The following is a 19,416-nucleotide window of genomic DNA, read 5'->3' as shown; positions in this document are numbered from 1 at the left end:
GTGAAAACATGAAGCTTCTTCACACTTCGGATTGGCACCTGGGCCGCTCATTCCACGGCGTCGGGATGCTCGATGCCCAGCGCAACTTCATTGAGCAATTGCTGGCAGTTATCCGCGAGCAATCGGTCGATGTCGTGCTGATTGCCGGTGACGTTTACGACCGTGCACTTCCTGGCCTGGATGTTGTGAAGCTTCTCGACGACGCCCTGGTTCGGATCACGGACGCCGGGGCCAAGGTGGTGCTGACAAGCGGCAACCATGATTCCGCGATCCGCCTCGGGTTCGCCTCACGCTTGCTGGAGCGCGGCGGAGTCCATTTGAGGACACGGGTGGAGGACTTGGATTCCCCGGTCTTGTTCGCACTTGACGGGAACGAGGCCAGCAGGGCCAATCCGGGTGCCCCGGTGTTGGCCGTCTACGGCATTCCCTATCTTGAACCTAGGCTCGTTGCCGAACGGCTCAGCACACAAACGGCGAGTCATTTTGACGTCACCCGGGCAGCGGTGCAGCTGATTCACAAGGACATCGCTCGGAGAAGCGAGACGGGACCTGTGCATTCCGTAGTGCTGGCACATACGTTCGCGAGTGGAGGCATCACCTCGGAGAGCGAACGCGATCTGAGCATCGGCGGTTTGGGAGCAGTGCCACTCGATCTTTTCGACGGCTTTGGCTACACGGCCTTGGGCCATCTCCACGGGCGGCAGGAACTTTCGGAGCACGTCCGGTATTCGGGTTCGCCGCTGGCGTACTCGTTCTCCGAAGCCAAGCATCGGAAGGGCGCCTGGCTGATTGATGTCGGAGTGGACGGCGTGAAGAGCGTCGGGGAGATCTTGTGGAGGGCACCGCGGGAGCTGGCGATTCTCAGGGGAAAGCTCGCCGAGCTTTTGGAGTCCGAGGAACACAACTGGGCCGAATCCGCCTACTGCCAGATCACCCTCACTGACTCCGCGCGGCCGGCGCAAGCCATGGAACAGTTGCGTACCCGTTTCCCGGACACACTTGTGCTGGGCTTTGACCCTGAGGACGCCGAGGGAAGGGCCAAGGCCAGCTACAGCAGCAGGCTTGCTGAAGCCGAGGACGATCTCGGCGTTTGCTGTGGATTCCTTGACCATGTGCGCGGGAGGACGGCTGACGAGACGGAACTTTCCGCCCTTCATGAAGCCTTGGAAGCGGTCCGGCTGGAAGGAGCGGAGCTGTGAGAATCCACCGCCTTGAGATCGAGGCTTTCGGGCCGTTTGCCGGGGTTCAGTCGATCGACTTCGATCAGCTGGGCGCTCAGGGTCTGTTCCTCCTGAACGGTGCCACCGGCGCCGGAAAGACGAGCGTGCTCGACGCCATCTGCTTTGCCTTGTACGGTTCGGTGCCCGGCGCCCGCCAAGACGGCAAACGCTTGCGTAGCGACCACGCGGAACCGGCTGCAGAGCCCCGCGTTGTCTGCGAATTCTCGGCGCGCGGCAGGCGCCTCGAAGTCACCCGCTCCCCGGCGTGGGACAGGCCCAGTGCCCGCGGACGCAAAGGCTTCACCACCCAGCAGGCCAAGACCCTCCTGCGTGAACGGGTCAACGGTTCGTGGGAAGAAAAGAGTTCCCGCAACGACGAAGCCGGTGCGGAAATCGGTGATGTCCTCGGGATGGACCGGGAGCAGTTCACCAGGGTGGTCATGCTGCCGCAGGGAGACTTCGCGGCCTTCCTACGCTCCAAGGCTTCCGACCGGCTCGACCTGCTGCAGAAACTTTTCGGCACCCAGCGTTTTGAAGCCATCGAGCAAAAGTTGGCCCTCCAGGCAAACGCCGCGCGCGCAGAAGTGGATGACAACCAGAACGGTCTTCACTTGCTCCTGCAGCGGGCCGAATCGGAATTTGCACAGCTGGGCGTTGAAGAGTCCGTCGAGCCGGATGTCCATGACGCCGGGTCCGGCGTGGGGACGCCGGAACTCAGGCTTGGGCACATGGAAGCACGGGCGCGGGCCGAATCGCTGGAGCGGCAACAGTCTGCCAGCTCCGCCGACGCAGCCAGGCTTCAGCTGGCAGATAAGCTCAACTCTGCCCGGGAACGGGTTCAACGGCACGCGAAGCTCGACGCCGCCACGCGCCGCCACGAAGCGCTCTCCGCGCGTGCAACCGAAGTCCAGGAATTCCGCGACCGTCTTGGACGTCACCGGAAGGCGGCCGTTCTCGGCGGCCAGCTCGACGCCGCTGACCGTGCTGCGAAGGCACTGGACCTCGCGGCCTCGAAGGCCGAGTCGGCTACGGCGAAGCTCCTCGCGGCCTCTTTGGACGTAAGCGATCCCGTCGCGGCCCTGGCAAGGATTGGGGAAACCACGGCGGTCCTGGAGGCCCGGGTTGCGGACGAACAAGAGCTCGACCATATTGCTGGCCGGCTTGTCGGACTCAATGTTGCGGCAAAGCATCGGGACACCGCCAAGGAATCAAGGTCCCTGAACTTGGTAGCGCTTCGCGCGGAGGCAGCCTCCTTGGAAACCGGTCTGGGCCCACTGGAAGCGGAAGCCTTGGAACTGCCCCTGCGCGAAAGCGAAGCCGCGGCGGCACAGAACACTGTCAAGACCGTGGCTCGTCACGCAGCCGCCCTCGAATCCCTCTCCGCGGCGGTAAAACGGCACGCATTGGCCCGTGCCCTTTCCCAGGACCTCCGCCAACTCTGGTTGGATCTCCGCGAATCCCGCTTGGCCAACGCCGCCGCAGAGCTCGCAGCGAAGCTGCATGATGGTGAAGCATGTCCTGTCTGCGGAAGCGCTGAGCACCCTTCGCCAGCGCCAGCCGGATTGACGGCCTTGGCCCTTGCCGAGGAAGAGCAATCCGCCCACGAGCGCTATGACGAGAGCGAGCACGAGCTTCTCCAGGCGTCGGCTGAACTCGCCTCCGCCGAGCAGGAGGTCGCCGTGCTCGCGGCCCAAGGTGGAGGCATCGATCCGAAGGAAGCTGCTTTCACCGAGGCCTTGGCTAAAGACGCGCTCGCCTCAGCACGGCTCGCCGTCGAAGGACTCAAGCGAGGCAAGGAAAGTCTCGCCCGTGTGATGGAGCGGATTTCCCGCTTGGAAGAAGAGCAACTCCGGGATGACACGGTTGCGGCCCAGGACGAGTCGGCCCGGATCCTGCTGAGCGAACAACGCGAGTCCCTGGACACCTTGCTTTCCGGGCTTCGTGACGGCTTCGATACGCTCCATGGCAGGATCGAGGCATTGACCAGGCAGCGCGAGCTCCTCCAGTCCGCCGTCACCGCAGGCGCCCAGCTGGAGGTCGCCCGGGAGGCCTTGGACGATGCTTCGGCGGCCTTGGAACGTGCCTTTTCGGCAAACCATTACGGGACAGCCGAGGATGCCCGGCGCGATATCCTCGAAGAACAGTACGCCGCCCGCTTAGACGAAGCCGTCAGGGCTTCCGAGACCGAGAGCGCCCGTCTCGCGGAGCTTTTTGAGTCCGAGGACCTTGTGCTTGCTGCCAAGGAAGCCCAGATCGGCGAGGTGCCCTTGGCCGCCGTCGAGCTGGCCGCCCTCGAACGGGAGGCCGGTCAAGCGGAAGAAGCGGCGCGCCGTCTTGCCCTTGCTGCGGGGCTCGCCGCCCGAACGGTAACCAGCCTTGCAACGCTCCGCTCGCAGTATGAAGTAGTGTCGGCCTCGGGACGGGAACCCCGCGAACGCGCCCGGGTGCTCAGTGAACTCGCCGAAACCGCCAGGGGATCGGGCGACAATGGCTACAAAATGAGCCTCAACAGCTATGTCCTGGCTGCCCGGCTCGAACAAGTCGCAGCGGCGGCTTCGGAGCGCCTTGTTGCCATGAGCGATGGCCGCTACACCCTTCAGCACACGGACGCCAAGGCGGCCCGGGGCGCGAAATCGGGCCTTGGCCTGGAGGTCGTGGATGAATGGACGGGACAGCGGCGGGACACCGCTACCCTTTCCGGCGGGGAATCCTTCATGGCCTCGCTCGCCTTGGCCCTGGGGCTCGCGGATGTTGTCCAGCAAGAGGCCGGCGGCGTAGATATTGAGACCTTGTTCGTGGATGAGGGCTTCGGGAGCCTCGACGAGCAGTCCCTGGAACAGGTGATGGACGCGCTGGAAGGATTGCGCGACGGCGGCAGGGTAGTCGGGCTCGTCAGCCACGTTGCCGAAATGAAGCAGAGAATCAGCAGCCAGCTCCAAGTGATCAAGAGTCGCAACGGCTCCACCGTGCGAATAGTCGACGCCACGGCTGCCTAGGACGGAGCCGCCGGAACGGACGCATCCTCAGCGAGCCGTCCGGTAGACTTGGAGGGTTACACCGGGTCGCGCGCATCGGGAGGAGGGACGATGCGCACCATTCAGCGAACCCGGAATCATGAACTCCTTTGCACGAAACTCCGCGGCCAACACCGCGCTTGCCCCGTCACAGCCTGCCCCGCAGCGCCGTTCGCGCCTGCCCGGTCGCTTCGCGCGCCTGCCCGAACTTGCTGGTCGAAACTTCCTTCCGTTGGGACTCTTCGCGAGACTGCCCCTCGCCATGCTGACCGTTGGCACCCTGACCCTTGTCACGGCTGTCAGCCATTCCTACGCCATCGGCGGCCTGGCCGCCGGCGCCGTCGGCATCGGGTCGGCCGTGGGAGCGCCGGTGCTGGGCTCGCTCGCTGACCGGGCAGGCCAACGCCCGGTCCTGCTGGTAGCCGCGGCCGTCAACGCGGTCACGGTCATTGCACTGCTTGTCGCCGCCTACCTGACGCCGGATTTCAACGCGCCCACGGACGCGATCGCCATTCTAGTGACGGCCTTCCTCGCCGGAGCGAGTTGCCCGCAGGTGGGTCCCATGGCCCGTGTCCGCTGGATGGCCCTGACCACAAGGAACCTGCCCACAGGGAACATGGGCCTGGGAGCTAGTGGAAAGGCCGCCGGTTCCGGCAGTGTGGCGGCGAGCCGCGCAGACCTGGATACTGCCTTGTCCTACGAAGGAACCGCGGACGAAGTCACCTTCGTCCTGGGGCCGGCGCTGGTTGGCATTCTGGCCAGCCTTGTAGCTCCTTGGCTGCCGCTGGCATTGGCTGCGGTCCTCACTGCCACTCTCGTACCTGCTTTCGCCGTGCATCCTTCGCAATTGGCTGTGGTGCGGGCGAAGCGCAAGGGACCGGCCGCCGTCGGGAGCGCTCCTGAAGGACACAGATCAAGTGTCCGTTCCCTGGGCTGGGTGAAAGTGGCCGTTCCGGTATTGGCCATGGTCTGCATGGGAACATTTTTCGGTGCCACACAGAATGCGTTGAGCGCTTTTTCCGCCCAATTCGCCACTGCCGAAATCGCAGGGCTGATGTACTCCGTCATGGGCCTGAGCTCCGCCGTCGCCGCCCTGTCTGTTGCCTACTGGCCGCAGCGCGTTGGGCTGGCAGTCCGCTGGGTGGTCGCCGCGGCGGCGATGACGGCGTTCTCCCTGTTGTTGTTCCTTCCGGCCGGGATCTGGCCGATGGCCATCGTTCTGCTGGTGCTGGGAATTCCGGTGGGACCCGTCATGGTGACGGTCTTCAGCATCGGGGGAGTCGTGGCTCCGGCCGGCCGCATGGCAACGGTCATGACCGCTCTGGCGAGCGGGATCGTGGCCGGTACGGCCTTGGGCGCCTCCCTTGCCGGCCAGTTGGCACAGACCCAAGGTCCCGGCGCCGCTTTTGTGGTGTCCACCGCCGCTTCGGGTGCGCTTCTGGTACTCGGAATCGTGGCGGGACTCTTCCTCCGGCGTAAGCCGGTCACCCGACAATAGCGACGCTCGCTCACTTATGGGCCAATTTTTGGAAACCCTCTTTCAGATCATCTGCAAAAGGGTTCCCGGTTTTGGCCTTAAAAGTGAGCGAGCGTCGGAAGAAATAGGACGACCGCACGCATCAAGGGTGAAATGCAGGGTCCCTTACGCCAGTTGGGACTCTATCCGAGCTGCGCTCGCGGCCAGCGCTTCCCCGACGGCGGCTTGGTCCTGTTCGCGGCGGATGTAGACGACGGCGATCGCCGCGGGCCGCCCGCCGGGCACCTGAATGGGAGCGGCCAGGGATGACAATCCTGCGATGACCTCGTCGTGGCTTGCCGCATAGCCGAGCCGGCGCGCTTCGGTTGCCTCGGGCCGATAGGGCAGGCCAGGGGCGCGGGTGGCCCATTCGTCCTCCCTCATGGTGGACTGGATGGCGATTCCAGGCGCCCCGGTGTTCACGGGGTGGCGGGTCCCCGGGTGCTGTGCCAGGGTCGCGGCCGAGTGCCGAGGCTCCACGGTGACCAGCGTGACGCAATCCTGATGGTCCCAGACCGCCACGAACGCCGTCATGTTCAGCGTGTTGGCGAGCTGGGTCAGTTCGGGGAGGGCTGCGGTCTGGAGATCGCGCGAGACGCCCCGCGCCAGCACCGCCAAGCCGGGGCCGGGCTGCACGCGGCCGGCATCGTCGCGCACCAAAAGGGAATGGTCCTCCAGCGTGCGCAGAATCCGGTAGGCCACGGAGCGATGAACGCCAAGGGCGCCGGCGAGTTCCGCAATGGTCAAGGGGCGCTCGGCGGCGGCCAGGATTTCCAGGGCCTGGATTCCGCGGGACAGAGTCTGAGACGGTGAGACGGTCGCCGTCGTTTCCTGCGGTTTTTTCGTGGCGCTGGGAGACATCATGGGCTCCATCCTATGTTGGGGTCTAACGCGGCGGACCCGCCGTCTTGTGCCGTGGGTCGCAAAAGACTATGGTTCTGTATGAGAATTTGTTGTTCAAATATAGAACAAGTTCACATATAGAACAATCTCCAGCCAGGAATCAATGATGATTGCTAAGTCCAGCCAGAACGCGGAGCCAGGCCGCCTGGGCCGCACTTCGCGGCCGCGGGCACATCACTTCCGTGGCAGTCTGGGCCGATTTGCCACAGGCGTGGCCATCGTGACGTTCGACGGTGCCACCAAGCGGCACGGCATTACCGTGAATTCCTTCACCTCGGTGTCCATGGAGCCACCGTTGGTCCTTGTCAGCATCGCCCGCACCGCCAAAGCCCACGACGAGCTTGCCGGGACGCCCTTCAGCGTCAACATCCTCGGGGCGGAGCAACAGGAACTCGCCCTGCACTTCGCGGGCCGTCCCGGGCCCGAGCCCCGTTGGGTCGAAGGCGGCACGGCGCCGCGCCTATCCAATGTCCTCGCCTACTTCGAGTGCACGCCATGGGCTGCCTACGACGGTGGTGACCACACCCTCTACGTGGGCGAGGTGGTCGACTTCAACTATCGCAACGGCGATGCGCTGGCCTTCGCCAACAGCTCCTTCACAACCATCCCGGAAAGCCAATTGGGAATGGAGGATCTTCTGTAGTTGCCGCGGCGCCGGGAAATGCCGCATCCACACACGCAATGCCGTTTCAGCCCAACCATCATTGGAGACAACCATGGGAATCCGGACCGGACAGCAGTACTTGGACAAGCTCAATTCGATGAACCCCCACGTCCTGATCGACGGCGAGGTGGTCACCGGGAAGATCGCCGACCACCCGTCCTTCAGGAACGTGGCCCGCACGTACGCGAAGCTCTTCGACATGCAGCATGACCCGAAATATGCGGACGCCCTCACCTACGAATCTCCCACAACCGGGGATCGCGTCAGCACTTCGTTCCTGGCGCCGCGGAGCAAAGAGGACCTTGAGCACCGGCATGCGGCCATCCGCACCTGGGCCGAGTACTCCCATGGATTCCTCGGCCGGACCGGTGACTACATGAACGGAGCGCTCACGGCCCTCGCGGCTGCGGAAAAGTGGTTCGCCCAGGCCGATCCGATGTTTGGCGAGAACATCCGCAGGTACTACGAGAATTGCCGCGAGAACGATCTGCTTGCCACGCACACGCTGATTCCGCCGCAGGTCAACCGCTCGGTGTCCGGTTCTGAGCAACTCGGTGGCCAGCTCTCGGCCAGGGTGGTAGAGGAGCGGGAGGATGGGATCGTGGTGCGTGGCGCCCGCATGCTAGCCACGATTGCGCCGATTGCCGACGAACTCCTCGTGTTTCCCTCGACGCTGCTCCGAGCAACGCCGGAAGACGCCCCCTATTCCTACGCCTTCGCCCTCCCGAATGACGCGCCGGGCATGCGCTACCTGTGCCGGACCTCCCTCTACAACGGAGGAAGCACCCACGATGAACCCCTCGCAAGCCGCTTCGAGGAGATGGACGCCGTGGTGGTTTTCGATAATGTCTTCGTCCCCAACGAGCGCATCTTCATGCTTGGCCATCCCGAACTCTGCAACGCCTTCTACTCCGAGACCGGCGCCGGGGCCCTCATGACCCACCAGGTGGTCACGCGGACCATTGCCAAGAGCGAGTTCTTCCTTGGCCTTGCGTCCGAGATCGCGGCGTCCATTGGGATCGACGGTTTCCAGCACATCCAGGAAGACCTCGCGGAGCTGATCGAAACCGTTGAAATCGAAAAGGCCCTCATGGTGGCCGCGGAGGCCCAGGCCGCTCCAAGTCCGGATGGCGTGTTCCTGCCGCATTGGCCCACCTTGAACGCCGCGCGCAACTGGTACCCCAAGGTTGCCCAGCGCTTCCCGGCAATCATCCGCAAGTTCTCGGCGTCCGGCCTTATGGCGCTCCCCGGCGAAGCGGACGTGGCCAGTGAGGCACTGCCGGACATCGAGCTGTACATGCAGGCGAAGACACTGACGGGACCGGAACGCGTGCGCCTCTTCAAGCTTGCCTTCGACGCGAGCATTTCCTCCTTCGCCGGTCGCCAGGCCCTCTATGAATACTTCTTCTTCGGCGACCCCGTCCGCATGGCAGGCGCCCTCGTGAACAGCTACGATCGCGAGCCGGTCCGCGCCCGGGTGCGGGAGTTCCTTGAGCGGGAGGACTGAACCCGCCGCGGCGCGTGCGACGACGACGGCGACCCCCGTCGTCGTCGTCATTTTGTGCCATCCATCACATTTGCGTAGTACGCTATTCCGACTGACCGTTCTGTCAGTAATTCAGGGCGACAGTCATCACCGCACCCAACACAGGAGTTTCAATGACCGCAACTTCCTCTGTCGACACCCAAGCGGGCCCAAGCAGCAAGCGCGAAGTGCGCAGGGTCCTCGCAGGCACCTTGGTGGGCACCACCATCGAGTGGTACGACTTCTTCATCTTCGCCCAGCTGACAGCGACGCTGCTAGCGCCGCTGTTCCTGACGCCGCTGGAGAAGTCCAGCCCCGGGCTGGCGCAGATCCTCTCCTTCGCCACGATCGGCATCAGCTTCTTGTTCCGTCCGCTCGGCGCGCTTGTTGCCGGACATCTGGGTGACCGGCTGGGCCGCAAGGCCGTCTTGGTCATGACGCTCGTGATGATGGGCGGAGCCACGGCCCTGATCGGCTTGCTTCCCACCTATGAAACCATCGGATTGTGGGCGCCGGTCCTGCTTATTGCGCTGCGCGTGCTGCAGGGTTTCTCAGCCGGCGGTGAGTGGGGTGGCGCAGCGCTGATGGCCGTGGAACATGCGCCGAAGTCCAAGCGCGGCCTGTTTGGTGCCTACCCCCAGATCGGAGTTCCCATCGGCATGATCCTGGCCACGGGCCTGCTGTACTTCTTGACCTCGGGCCTGTCCAAGGCAGACTTCAATGCCTGGGGCTGGCGTGTTCCATTCTTGCTGTCGGTCGTGCTGATCGTCGTGGGCTACCTGATCCGCCGGGCGGTGGGGGAGAGCCCGGTCTTCAAGGAAATCTCGCAGCGCAAAGCCGAAAGCAAGGCCCCGCTCGGTGAACTCTTCCGCAAGAACAGCAAGGAAGTCATCCTCGCTGCCCTGATTTTCATCGCCAACAACGCGGCCGGTTACCTGCTGATCGCCTTCTTCATCTCCTACGCCAACAAGGCCCTCAAGATGCCGTCGGCGCAGGTTCTTTTGGCCACGACGGTGGCTTCCTTTGGATGGCTCGTCTTCACCATGGTGGGTGGCTGGCTTTCGGACAAGATCGGCCGGGTCAAGACGTTCCTGATCGGCTACGGACTCGTGTTCGCTTGGATGATTCCGATGTTCGCCCTGATCGATTCCAAGTACATCCTCCTATACGGAACAGCCCTCTTCGTCCTGACCATCGGGCTGGGCCTTTCCTATGGCCCGATGTCTGCGATGTATGCCGAAATGTTTCCTGCCCAAGTCCGGTACTCCGGGATTTCCATCGGGTACGCGCTGGGCTCGATCCTGGGCGGGGCCTTCGCACCCTTGATCGCACAGGCCCTCCTGGACGGCACCAAGTGGTCAGGTTCCGTGGGCGTATACATCATGGTCCTGTGCGTCATCTCCGCGGTCGGGGTGGTGCTGGCCAAGGAAACCAAGGGCCGTCCGCTAGGGTTCAGCGCGCATTAGGCACCAAAGGCACGCCGACGCTCCCTCACCTATGACGAGAAATCCGCCAACGCTCCCTCACCTAGGGGCCCAAAAACCGAAACCCACGTGCGGTCCAAATCATGTGCAAGAGCGTTCCGGATTTTTCCCTCATTTGTGCAGGAGCGTCGGGTCGGAAGCCGACATATCTGCAGGAGCGTCGGGAAATGGGCCTTCAGATGTGAGCGTCGGAACTCCTGCGAATATCGGCGGGCTCAACCAGCCTGCTCCAAAAGCCGAACCGCGTCGTCGTCCGTCAGTTGCTCGAAGTGCTCGTAGAACGCGCCCACGGCGTGGAATTTGCCCGGCGTGTGCAGGCAGATCATGAAGTCGCACACCCGGCTGATGGACGCTTGGGCCTCGAGGGATGACACGGGGACGGCGGCCACTACGGTCGCTGCTCCACCGGCGCGGACGGCCTCGACTGCGGCGCGCATGGTTGCGCCGGTGGCCAGCCCATCGTCGACAAGAACGACAGTCTTGCCCGAGAGATCGAAGCTGATCCCCGGGTAGGTTTTCACGCGCCGCAGGAGTTCGCCCCGCTCGCGCACCTCCACGGCGTCGAGCGAACCCTGGGTGATTCCGTGCCACCGCATCCGTTCGGCAAGGGGCCGATTGATTATTCGGACAATTCTGCCGTTGGACCAGGCCAGGGCGCCGAAGGCGGTTTCCTCACGTCCCGGGATGCCGAGTTTGCGCACCAGGACGGCACCGTACGGTTGGCAGAGTTCGACGGCGGCCGCGGCCGCTACGGGGACCCCGCCGCGAGCCAGGCCAAGCAGGATCGTGTCTGGCCGTTTCCGGAGCTGCGGAAGCCCGGCTGCCAGCCGGCGTCCGGCGTCCGCACGGTCCTTGAAGCGCATGCCCATTCGTCTCACTTCCACGTAATCCAGCGCTGAATCAAGCCTACCTTTCTTGCCGCGGCCGCTCCTCGCTGCCACGATGGGCCGTGTGAACAGGCCCATCGGTTATTGGATCAAACGACTGGATGCCGCATTGGAAGCGCATCTGGACCGCACCTTGGCGAGGTTGAAACTCAGCCGGAGGCAGTGGCAGACACTCAACGTCCTGGCGGAGGCGCCGCTCAGCCCCGAAGTCCTTGACGGCGTTCTGAGCCCCTTTTGGGGCGGCGATTCGCGTCGTCGCGAAGCTGAACTGGCCGCGCTGGTAGGCCGCGGAATGATCATCATGGTGGACGATCGCATCAGCCTCAGCGAGCTGGGTCATGCAAAACATACGGAAGCCCACAGGCTCGTCGAGGACTCCCGCCGGGACATCTCGATGGGGATAGGCCTGGACGAATACGCCATGGCCATCAGCGTGCTGGAGCGGATGACCCTTAACGCGGAGCGGCTGGCCCCTTAAGGCCAGCCGCTCCGTCGTCAGCCTAGACGCCGAGGAACACCACCGCGGCGTCCTTGAACACCCGGCTGGTCACGGCGTTGCTGTGGTTCCGTCCGGGGACGAGTAATTGTTCCACCATGCCACCGGCGTGGGCGGCGATCGACGCGAGCTCAGGCATGGTGACAGCCCGTTCGTCCTTGTCTCCGGCCACCAGCAGCATCGGCATGTGCGGCACCGCCTCGGCGGGATCGTACGGTTCGCCCTTAATCGCCTCGATAAGCGACAAGAGCGCAAACAAATCGTTGCTCGGCAAGAGCTGCGCCATTTTGAGCAACCCCGCGGTGGACTCGTCTTCAATGGGCGCACCATCTGCAAGGTAGTGCTGGGCAGCCACGAGATCGAAGGATGCCAGCGGGTCCTCCTTGTTCGGGCCGCCCAACACCAGGCGGTGCACGAGTTCGGGCTGGGTTGCCCCGAATTCCCAAGCGAGCCGGGAGCCCAAAGAATAACCAATGATGTCGAGTCCGCTGGAAGGGTCACCATCGCGCAACGGGCGCGCGCCGGCGTCGGCCACTATCTGGAGCAGGTCCGCGCGGATCCGGCTGGGGGAGTAGGAGTCCAAGTCCTCGGGCGAAGCGCTTCGGCCGTGCCCCGGAAGGTCCACTGTGATAACGCGGCGGCCGGCGGCCTGCAGGGCGGTAATCCACCCGGTGTCTCCCCAGTTGAGCTTGCTCGACGAAGAGAAGCCATGCAGGAGCAGGATAGGTCGCAGTCCCGCATCGGTGCCTTCGGCAGGCTCATGGACTTCCACGAACAGATGCGGATCTGTCCCTTCCACAGTGTGGATGTGCTCTTCCGTGTGCCTGCCGCTCATGGTGTCAATCCTCATCAAGTACGGCGCTCAGGCGGACCCGGCGCTTGGGTGCATCATCCTTCGGAACCGTGCCCACGATGCCGGCAGTATTGTCCGGCACCTCGAACACCACCAGCGGTTCACCGACGTTGATAGTGTCGCCCGGCGCACCGTGGATACGGATCACTTTACCTGCCTGCGGGCTCGGCAACTCGAGGGCGGACTTACTCGTTTCCAGCTCCACGAGGGGCTGATTCCGTTCCACCTGATCGCCGGGGGAGACGAGCCAGTCCAGCACGGTCGCTTCAATGAGGCCTTCGCCAAGATCGGGCAAGGGAAAGCTGATTTCAGCCACGTCGATACTCCAGTACTCGTTGGATCCCCAGGAGGATGCGGTCAATGTTCGGGATGTATTCGTCCTCCAGGTCGCCGGAGGGATACGGCACGTCGAAGCCCGTGACCCGCTCCACGGGCGCCTTCAGTGTGTCAAAGCAGCTTTGCGTGATCAGTTGGGCCACTTCGGCTCCCAGCCCGGAGGTCAGCGGAGCTTCATGCACGACGACGGCGCGCCGCGTCTTTCCGACGGAAGTCGCCAATGCTTCGGCGTCGATCGGCTTGAGCCAGCGAAGATCAAGGACCTCGACGTCGATTCCGTCCTCAGCCGCGAGTTCCGCAACCTGCAGGCACCGCGCCACCATGGCGCCCCAGGCCACGAGGGTCAGGTGGCGGCCCGGCCGGACAATGCGGGCGCCGGTGAGGGTTCCGCCGTCGGCTGCGTCGACGTCGCCTTTTTGCCAATACCGGGACTTGGGTTCCATGAAGATCACCGGATCCGGCCGCGAGGCCGCGTACTTGAGCAGGTGGTAAGCGTCGTGCGGGTCCGACGGCGAGACAACCTTGAGGCCCGGAACGTGCGCGAAGAGCGCCTCGAGGCTTTCGCCGTGGTGTTCGGGGGCGCGGATGCCGCCGAAGCTGGGCACCCGGAGCGTGACCGGCATCGGAAGCTTGCCCCGGCTGCGGTAGTTCATCCTGGCGATCTGGCACACGATCTGGTTGATGGCGGGATACGCGAAGCCGTCGAACTGGACTTCCGGAATCGGGTGGAAGCCAGCCATGGCCAGCCCCACGGACATGCCCAGGATGCCCGATTCAGCGAGCGGCGTGTCGAAGACGCGGGATTCTCCGTGCTTGGCCTGCAAGCCATCGGTGATGCGGAAGACCCCACCCAAATGGCCGCAATCCTCGCCGAAGACCACCGACTTCGGATCGGCCGACAGGATCTCGTCCAAGGCGCGGTTGAGGGCCTGCTGCATGGAGATGTGTGTCCGCAGGGACTCCGTGGTTGCCCCGGCTTCGAGGGTGGCGGTGGTGCTCTCAGACATGTTCGGACTCCTCGCGCCAACGGGTGGCCTGGTTTTCAAGGGCAGGGGTGGTCTCCTGGAAGACGAAATCGAACATCTCAGTGCCTGGCCGCGGGCCGAGGGCTTCGATTCCGGTGCGGATCGCTTCTTCCTCGATCCGTGCCGCTTCGTGGGCGGCCGCGAAAAAGGCGTCATCTGCCACGCCCTCGGCGAGCAGACGCTCGCGGAGGCGCTCCAAGGGATCCTTGCCGGCGTCGATGCGCTCGTCGTCGAGGCTCCGGTACCGGCCGGGGTCGTCAGCTGTGGAATGGGGACCGCGGCGGTAGGTCATTGCTTCGACCACTACCGGGCCGTTTCCTGCGCGGCAGTGGGCGAGGGCGTCCCGGGTGGCGTCGTAGACGGCGACCACATCGTTGCCGTCCACCTGAATGCCCGGGATGCCGTAGCCGGCCGCGCGGCCAGCCACCGAACCGCCGGCAACCTGCCGTTCGGTGGGCACGGAAATCGCCCAGCCGTTGTTTTGGATGAAGAAGACAACCGGTGCCTTCATCACGGCGGCAAAGTTCATGGCTTCATGGACATCGCCTTGGGAGGAAGCGCCGTCGCCGAAGTAGCTGAGGGCAACTCCCGGCTCCCCGCTCAGGGTCTGGCCGTGGGCCCAGCCGACGGCATGGAGCACCGAGCCGGCCACTACGGCCTGGATGGGCGCGAGGCGGCTTGCCACGGGGTCATACATGCCGCCGTGCCATGTTGCTTTGTGGGTGGACATGTAGGCCACCATGTCCACGCCCATGGTCCTGGCGACGCCCATCTCGCGGTACGTCGGAAAGGCGAAATCGCGTGCCGTGTCGAGGGCGTAGGCGCTGCCGACCTGGGCTGCTTCCTGACCGAGTTCCGGAGCATAGCCGGGAATGATTCCCTGACGCTGCCAAGCGACGGCCGAGGTATCCAGGTATCGAACGGCAGCCATCAGGGAATAAAGCTCCCTGAGCTGTTCCGGGGCCAGGGGTGCGGCGTCGGCTGCGGCCACAGCGGGAAGAAATGAGTCCATGGACGTGACCGTAGTCACTGTGTAGGCCGTAGGCAATCCGCCTATTTGTGGCTAGGCAAACTGCCATGAACTGTCAATGGTTCCGTGGTAATGCATAGCAGTTTGTGCACCTCCCGCTCACCCAACTAATCCCCGCCGCCACCCTCGCCTCGCAAGTCCCAACCGGCTCCCAGCCTTCGCAAGCTCAGGCAGGGAGCCCTCGCCGGTGGGGCCCACGGCCAGGGAACCGCCCAGCAGTTGTTGTCGTTATGGGGCGTCAAAACGACAACAACTGCGAGTTGGTCGGGTTGGCTAGGCGCTTCGTGCCGCCTTGGCCTTGGCCCCGACGCGGCAGGCCAACGCGATGCATGCGATCAGCAGGAACGTGCCGATCAACTGGCCCGCGCTCTCGGCGTTCGAGAAGCCCACCACGAAGATGAGGGCTAGCAGTACCAGTCCGAACACCGTCAGGAAGGGGAAGCCCTTCATACGAAGCGGCAACTCGGTGCCTTCGCGGTCGGCGCGGCGACGCAGGATGAATTGGGACACGAGTGCCGTACCCCACACCACGAGGCAGGTGGAGCCCACGAGGTTGAGCAAGGCCGGCAGGACGCGATCGGGAAAGAGCAGTTCCAGCACGGTGGCGATGAAGCCGAAAGCGACAGAGACGCCGACCGCGGCCATGGGCACCTGGGCGCCGCGCAGCCGCGACAGGAAAGCCGGGGCTTCGCCGCGCTCGGACAGCGAGAACACCATGCGTGAGGCCCCGTAGAGGTTCGCGTTGAGAGCTGACAGCAGGGCCACAACGGCAACAAGGGTGATTGCCGTGCCGGCTCCCGGGATGCCCGCAAGGTTCAGGACGCCAGCGAACGGCGACTTCAACCCTTCTGAGTCTGAGGGAAGGACGGCGGCAATGACGAAGACTGAGCCGATGTAGAAAACCAGGATGCGCCACACCACGGTGCGGATGGCCTTGCCGACGCTGTTAACCGGGTCCTGCGTTTCCGCGGCGGCCACGCTCACGATTTCGGTGCCACCGAAGGCGAAGATCACTACAAAGAGCGCCGCGGCAATTCCGGCCCAACCGGATGGTGCGAAGTTACCTGTGATGTGTCCAAAGCCGGGGGAACTCACTCCAGGAAGCCAACCAAACAGCAATGCCGCGCCGATGATGAGGAACACGACAATGGCCGCAACCTTCAGGATGGCGAACCAGAACTCGAACTCACCAAAGTTCCGGACTCCGGCGAGGTTGATCGCGGTGAAGGCCACCATGAAAATCAGGGCCAGCGCCCACACGGGAATGACCGGCCAGACAGAGAAGAGCAATCCCGCCGCGCCGAGGGCTTCCGCGGCGATGACGACTACCAACTGCAACCACCAGAGCCAGCCGACCGTTGATCCGGCCGTTTTGCCCATCGCCTTTTCGGCATAGACGGAGAAGGCGCCGCTGTTGGGGTTGGCTGCGGCCATCTCGCCCAGGGCCCACATCACCAGGATGATCAGGGTGCCGGCCACAAGGTAGGAGATGAGCACTGCGGGACCGGCGGCGTGGATCCCGGCGCCCGAGCCGAGGAAGAGCCCTGCACCGATGGCACTCCCCAGGCCCATCATGGTCAGTTGGCGCGGCTTCATCGAGTGGCCAAGGCCCTGCGAAGGAATGGCGGGTCGAACCGCGGTGGACGTCGTTGTCATTCGTGTTTGCCTTCTTGTGGAGGGTTTGTCAGCTGGTCCTCGTGGGACTTATCGAATTTACCGCTTACACACGGAAAGTGGCGAAAAACACTTGTGAGACCATGGACGCAATGTGAACGAAGATCGGCACGTTTCCTGCCGGTTTGTGCAGCATCCGGGTGAAAGTAGGGAAAATTGGTGGCTGTTGACGAGTTGGATGCCAAGATTGTCCGATTTTTCACCGACTCCCCGCGTGCGTCTGTCCTCGAGGCATCCAGGGTCTTGAAGGTCGCCCGCGCCACAGTCCAGTCCCGGCTGGACAGGATGGCCGAGCGGGGTGTGGTGGCTCCCTGGGTTCCTCAGCCGGACCCTGCAGGCTTCGGCTATCCCGTGGTGGCCTTCTGCTCACTCACCATCAACCAGGACCTGGGGCACGACGCCGTCGTCGAAGCCTTGGCCGCTATTCCCGAACTTATCGAGATCCACACGGTTTCCGGCAGTTCGGACCTCATGGTGCGGGTGGTGGGCAAGTCGAACTCGGACCTCCAGCGCGTGCTGGATAAGCTCATTGCCACCAAGACCGTGCTCCGCTCGTCGTCGGTGATCGTGCTGAATACGCATTTCCAGGGCCGCACCTTGCCCCTCCTGGAAGCGGCAGCCAAGGAGAATGCGGGCTGAAACATTTGGACACTCTCCCCAGACGGTCGTACCATTAGTTCTAGTCATTTTGACTTTAACTATCTTTCTGGTCCCTGAGGCAAAGAAGCGGGGTGAACACCGTGTACGCCACCTCCGCCAATGTGGCAGAGCGCAGGCTCGCACCGCCGTCGTTGGCTATATCCACGGTGATTTTCGCCCTCCGCCCGAGCGAAAGCTCCGGCCGCCCGACACTGTGGCTGCCGCTGGTACGCCGCATCCGCGAACCGTTCAAGGACATGTGGGCGCTTCCAGGCGGTCCCTTGCAGCATGACGAGTCGCTCCAGGATGCAGCTTCGAGGAACCTCCGCGAAACAACCGGGTTGGCGCCTCAATACCTCGAGCAGCTCTACGCCTTCGGTGGCCTGCATCGCTCGCCTGCCCAGCGTGTTGTCTCGATCGTCTACTGGGCGTTGGTGCAGCCCACGGAAGCCGCACTGGCGGACGAGTCAGAGAATGTCCGTTGGTTCCGGGCAGACAGGCTCGCCGAATTGGCCTTCGACCACAACGCGATCGTCGACTACGCCCTATGGCGGCTGCGCAACAAGATGGCCTACGGGTCCATCGCCTATCACTTGCTGGGGGAGTTCTTCACCTTGGCCCAGGTCCGCGAAGTCTATGAGGCTGTCCTGGACCGCCAGCTGGATCCGGCGAACTTTCGCCGGCAAATCAAGGGAACACCGGAAATCGAGGAGACCGGTGAATACCTTCAGGGCGGAAAACACCGCCCGCCACGCCTCTACCGCTTCACCGGCACGCCCGGACTCGGGCCAGACAACAGGAGTACACCATGAGCAGCGTCAACACAGCTATTCGGCTGATCACGCGGGAGGAAGCCGAGAGTGGCGGTTCCGCGGCGGGCTCAACGTGTAGCCCCGCTCTGGCGAAGGGCCCGTGGGAGTACGACCTCGCAGAGGCCCTCGCCGGTATTCCCGCCTACGGTCCCGGCGCTTCCAGCTCCGACGACGCTCCGAAGGCCACGCCCCGGCAGGGCCAATTGCCTGAAGAATACAAGCTGGCCAGTGACGCGGAACTCGACGCCCGGATCCGCGCCGCGAAGGAGACGCTGGGGGACCGGGCCGTCATTCTGGGCCACTTCTACCAGCGCGACGAAGTTGTCCAGTACGCGGATTTCGTGGGCGACTCCTTCCAACTGGCCAACGCGGCCCTGACCAAGCCCGACGCCGAGGCCATCATCTTCTGCGGTGTGCACTTCATGGCGGAGACTGCGGACATTCTTTCTAGCGAGAACCAGGCCGTAGTCTTGCCGAACCTGGCCGCTGGTTGCTCCATGGCAGACATGGCGGACGAGGACTCGGTGGAGGAATGCTGGGAGCAGCTCGAAGAGATCTTAGGGACCGCCCCTGATTCCGAGGGTAAGGCTCCGGTCATCCCGGTGACCTACATGAACTCGTCAGCCGCATTGAAGGCCTTCTGTGGCCGCAACGGCGGCATCGTCTGCACGTCCTCGAATGCGAAGACGGTGCTCGAATGGGCTTTCGAACGTGGTCAGCGCGTGCTTTTCTTCCCTGACCAGCATTTGGGCCGCAACACTGCCAAAGCCCTTGGCGTGCCGCTGGAGCAGATGCCTATGTGGAACCCGCGCAAGGAGCTCGGCGGAAACGATGAGCAGACCCTGCTGGATTCCCGCGTCATCCTCTGGCACGGTTTCTGCTCCGTCCACAAGCGCTTCAACGTAGGCCAGATCGAGAAGGCCCGCGCCGAATTCCCCGGCGTGAACGTCATTGTGCACCCCGAATGCCCCATGGAGGTTGTTGACGCGGCAGACGGCGCAGGCTCCACCGACTACATCAAGAAGGCCATCGCCGCCGCAACCGAGCCCACCACCTTTGCGATCGGGACTGAGATCAACATGGTGAACCGTTTGGCGGCCGAGAACCCCCAGCACACCATCTTCTGCCTGGACCCGGTGATCTGCCCCTGCTCCACGATGTACCGCATCCACCCCGGTTACCTCGCCTGGGTGCTTGAAGAATTGGTGGAGGGCCGCGTGGTCAACCGCATCACGGTGGACCCCTCCGTCAAGGACAACGCCAAGATCGCCCTCGAGCGCATGCTAGCCGCACGGCCGCTCTAGGCCCACCCCGTATCAACCAGTCGAATTGAGCCTG

Annotated in this window: 17 protein-coding genes; 10 read left to right on the top strand and 7 right to left on the bottom strand. The window is 63.8% G+C overall.

All coding sequences use genetic code 11. From position 1 onward, the window contains the following. Positions 1–8 precede the first annotated feature (8 nt). The 3 genes from LFT43_RS12910 to LFT43_RS12900 all read left to right on the top strand — a co-directional run bounded on the left by LFT43_RS12910 (position 9) and on the right by LFT43_RS12900 (position 5,732). Complete coding sequence (locus LFT43_RS12910; protein WP_395797341.1) at positions 9–1,199, top strand: exonuclease SbcCD subunit D; 1,191 nt, start codon at positions 9–11, stop codon at positions 1,197–1,199. Further along, positions 1,196–4,216 (top strand): AAA family ATPase, encoded by a 3,021-nt coding sequence (locus LFT43_RS12905; RefSeq protein ID WP_395797339.1) that lies wholly within the window; start codon positions 1,196–1,198, stop codon positions 4,214–4,216. The genes LFT43_RS12910 and LFT43_RS12905 overlap by 4 nt, the downstream gene beginning before the upstream one ends. Positions 4,217–4,334: 118 nt before the next feature. Further along, the gene (locus LFT43_RS12900; protein ID WP_395797337.1) at positions 4,335–5,732 is read left to right on the top strand and encodes an MFS transporter; all 1,398 of its coding nucleotides are present in this window, start codon (positions 4,335–4,337) and stop codon (positions 5,730–5,732) included. A gap of 144 nt (positions 5,733–5,876) precedes the next feature. Here LFT43_RS12900 and LFT43_RS12895 read toward each other — a convergent pair whose 3' ends face one another. Beyond that, entirely contained in the window at positions 5,877–6,611 is a 735-nt protein-coding gene (locus LFT43_RS12895; protein WP_395803065.1) for an IclR family transcriptional regulator, read from the bottom strand. Positions 6,612–6,759: 148 nt separating this feature from the next. Here LFT43_RS12895 and LFT43_RS12890 point away from each other — a divergent pair, with 148 nt between their 5' ends. The 3 genes from LFT43_RS12890 (at position 6,760) to LFT43_RS12880 (ending at position 10,308) form a co-directional block, all read left to right on the top strand. Next, positions 6,760–7,296 carry a flavin reductase family protein gene (locus LFT43_RS12890; protein ID WP_395803063.1) on the top strand — a complete coding sequence of 179 codons (537 nt, stop codon included), beginning with the start codon at positions 6,760–6,762 and terminating at the stop codon, positions 7,294–7,296. Positions 7,297–7,369: 73 nt separating this feature from the next. Beyond that, positions 7,370–8,824 carry a 4-hydroxyphenylacetate 3-monooxygenase, oxygenase component gene (hpaB, locus tag LFT43_RS12885; RefSeq protein WP_395797335.1) on the top strand — a complete coding sequence of 485 codons (1,455 nt, stop codon included), beginning with the start codon at positions 7,370–7,372 and terminating at the stop codon, positions 8,822–8,824. 152 nt (positions 8,825–8,976) lie between these two features. Further along, a complete protein-coding gene (locus LFT43_RS12880; protein ID WP_395797333.1) occupies positions 8,977–10,308 on the top strand; it encodes an MFS transporter in 1,332 nt (443 codons plus the stop codon). A gap of 233 nt (positions 10,309–10,541) precedes the next feature. Here the strand turns inward: LFT43_RS12880 and LFT43_RS12875 are convergent, their stop codons facing one another. After that, positions 10,542–11,195: a phosphoribosyltransferase gene (locus LFT43_RS12875; protein WP_395797331.1), complete on the bottom strand. Its 654-nt coding sequence runs from the start codon at positions 11,193–11,195 to the stop codon at positions 10,542–10,544. A gap of 82 nt (positions 11,196–11,277) precedes the next feature. On the opposite strand from LFT43_RS12875, the gene LFT43_RS12870 reads away from it, so the two are divergent. Then, positions 11,278–11,691 (top strand): MarR family transcriptional regulator, encoded by a 414-nt coding sequence (locus tag LFT43_RS12870; RefSeq protein ID WP_395797329.1) that lies wholly within the window; start codon positions 11,278–11,280, stop codon positions 11,689–11,691. A gap of 22 nt (positions 11,692–11,713) precedes the next feature. On the opposite strand, the gene LFT43_RS12865 is transcribed toward LFT43_RS12870, so the two are convergent. The 5 genes from LFT43_RS12865 to LFT43_RS12845 all read right to left on the bottom strand — a co-directional run bounded on the left by LFT43_RS12865 (position 11,714) and on the right by LFT43_RS12845 (position 16,609). Next, positions 11,714–12,544, bottom strand: a complete 831-nt coding sequence (locus LFT43_RS12865; protein ID WP_395797327.1) for an alpha/beta fold hydrolase — start codon at positions 12,542–12,544, stop codon at positions 11,714–11,716. Positions 12,545–12,548: 4 nt separating this feature from the next. After that, a complete protein-coding gene (locus tag LFT43_RS12860; RefSeq protein WP_268021268.1) occupies positions 12,549–12,878 on the bottom strand; it encodes a biotin/lipoyl-containing protein in 330 nt (109 codons plus the stop codon). Continuing rightward, a complete protein-coding gene (locus LFT43_RS12855; protein WP_395797325.1) occupies positions 12,871–13,905 on the bottom strand; it encodes an alpha-ketoacid dehydrogenase subunit beta in 1,035 nt (344 codons plus the stop codon). Before LFT43_RS12855 ends, LFT43_RS12860 begins: the two co-directional genes overlap by 8 nt. Further along, the gene (locus tag LFT43_RS12850) at positions 13,898–14,935 is read right to left on the bottom strand and encodes a thiamine pyrophosphate-dependent enzyme (protein ID WP_395797323.1); all 1,038 of its coding nucleotides are present in this window, start codon (positions 14,933–14,935) and stop codon (positions 13,898–13,900) included. The genes LFT43_RS12855 and LFT43_RS12850 overlap by 8 nt, the downstream gene beginning before the upstream one ends. 291 nt (positions 14,936–15,226) lie before the next feature. After that, complete coding sequence (locus LFT43_RS12845) at positions 15,227–16,609, bottom strand: amino acid permease (RefSeq protein ID WP_395797321.1); 1,383 nt, start codon at positions 16,607–16,609, stop codon at positions 15,227–15,229. Positions 16,610–16,786: 177 nt separating this feature from the next. Here LFT43_RS12845 and LFT43_RS12840 point away from each other — a divergent pair, with 177 nt between their 5' ends. The 3 genes from LFT43_RS12840 (at position 16,787) to nadA (ending at position 19,382) form a co-directional block, all read left to right on the top strand. Beyond that, a complete protein-coding gene (locus LFT43_RS12840) occupies positions 16,787–17,266 on the top strand; it encodes an Lrp/AsnC family transcriptional regulator (RefSeq protein ID WP_395797319.1) in 480 nt (159 codons plus the stop codon). Between the two features lie 101 nt (positions 17,267–17,367). Next, positions 17,368–18,078 (top strand): NrtR DNA-binding winged helix domain-containing protein, encoded by a 711-nt coding sequence (locus LFT43_RS12835; protein WP_113990543.1) that lies wholly within the window; start codon positions 17,368–17,370, stop codon positions 18,076–18,078. Next, positions 18,075–19,382, top strand: coding sequence for a quinolinate synthase NadA (nadA, locus tag LFT43_RS12830; RefSeq protein ID WP_395797317.1), 1,308 nt, complete (start codon positions 18,075–18,077; stop codon positions 19,380–19,382). The genes LFT43_RS12835 and nadA overlap by 4 nt, the downstream gene beginning before the upstream one ends. Positions 19,383–19,416 lie beyond the last annotated feature (34 nt).

It is taken from the genome of Arthrobacter sp. FW306-04-A, from assembly GCF_044358315.1.
Classification (GTDB): domain Bacteria; phylum Actinomycetota; class Actinomycetes; order Actinomycetales; family Micrococcaceae; genus Arthrobacter.
This window is presented reverse-complemented; position numbering and strand designations above follow the sequence as displayed.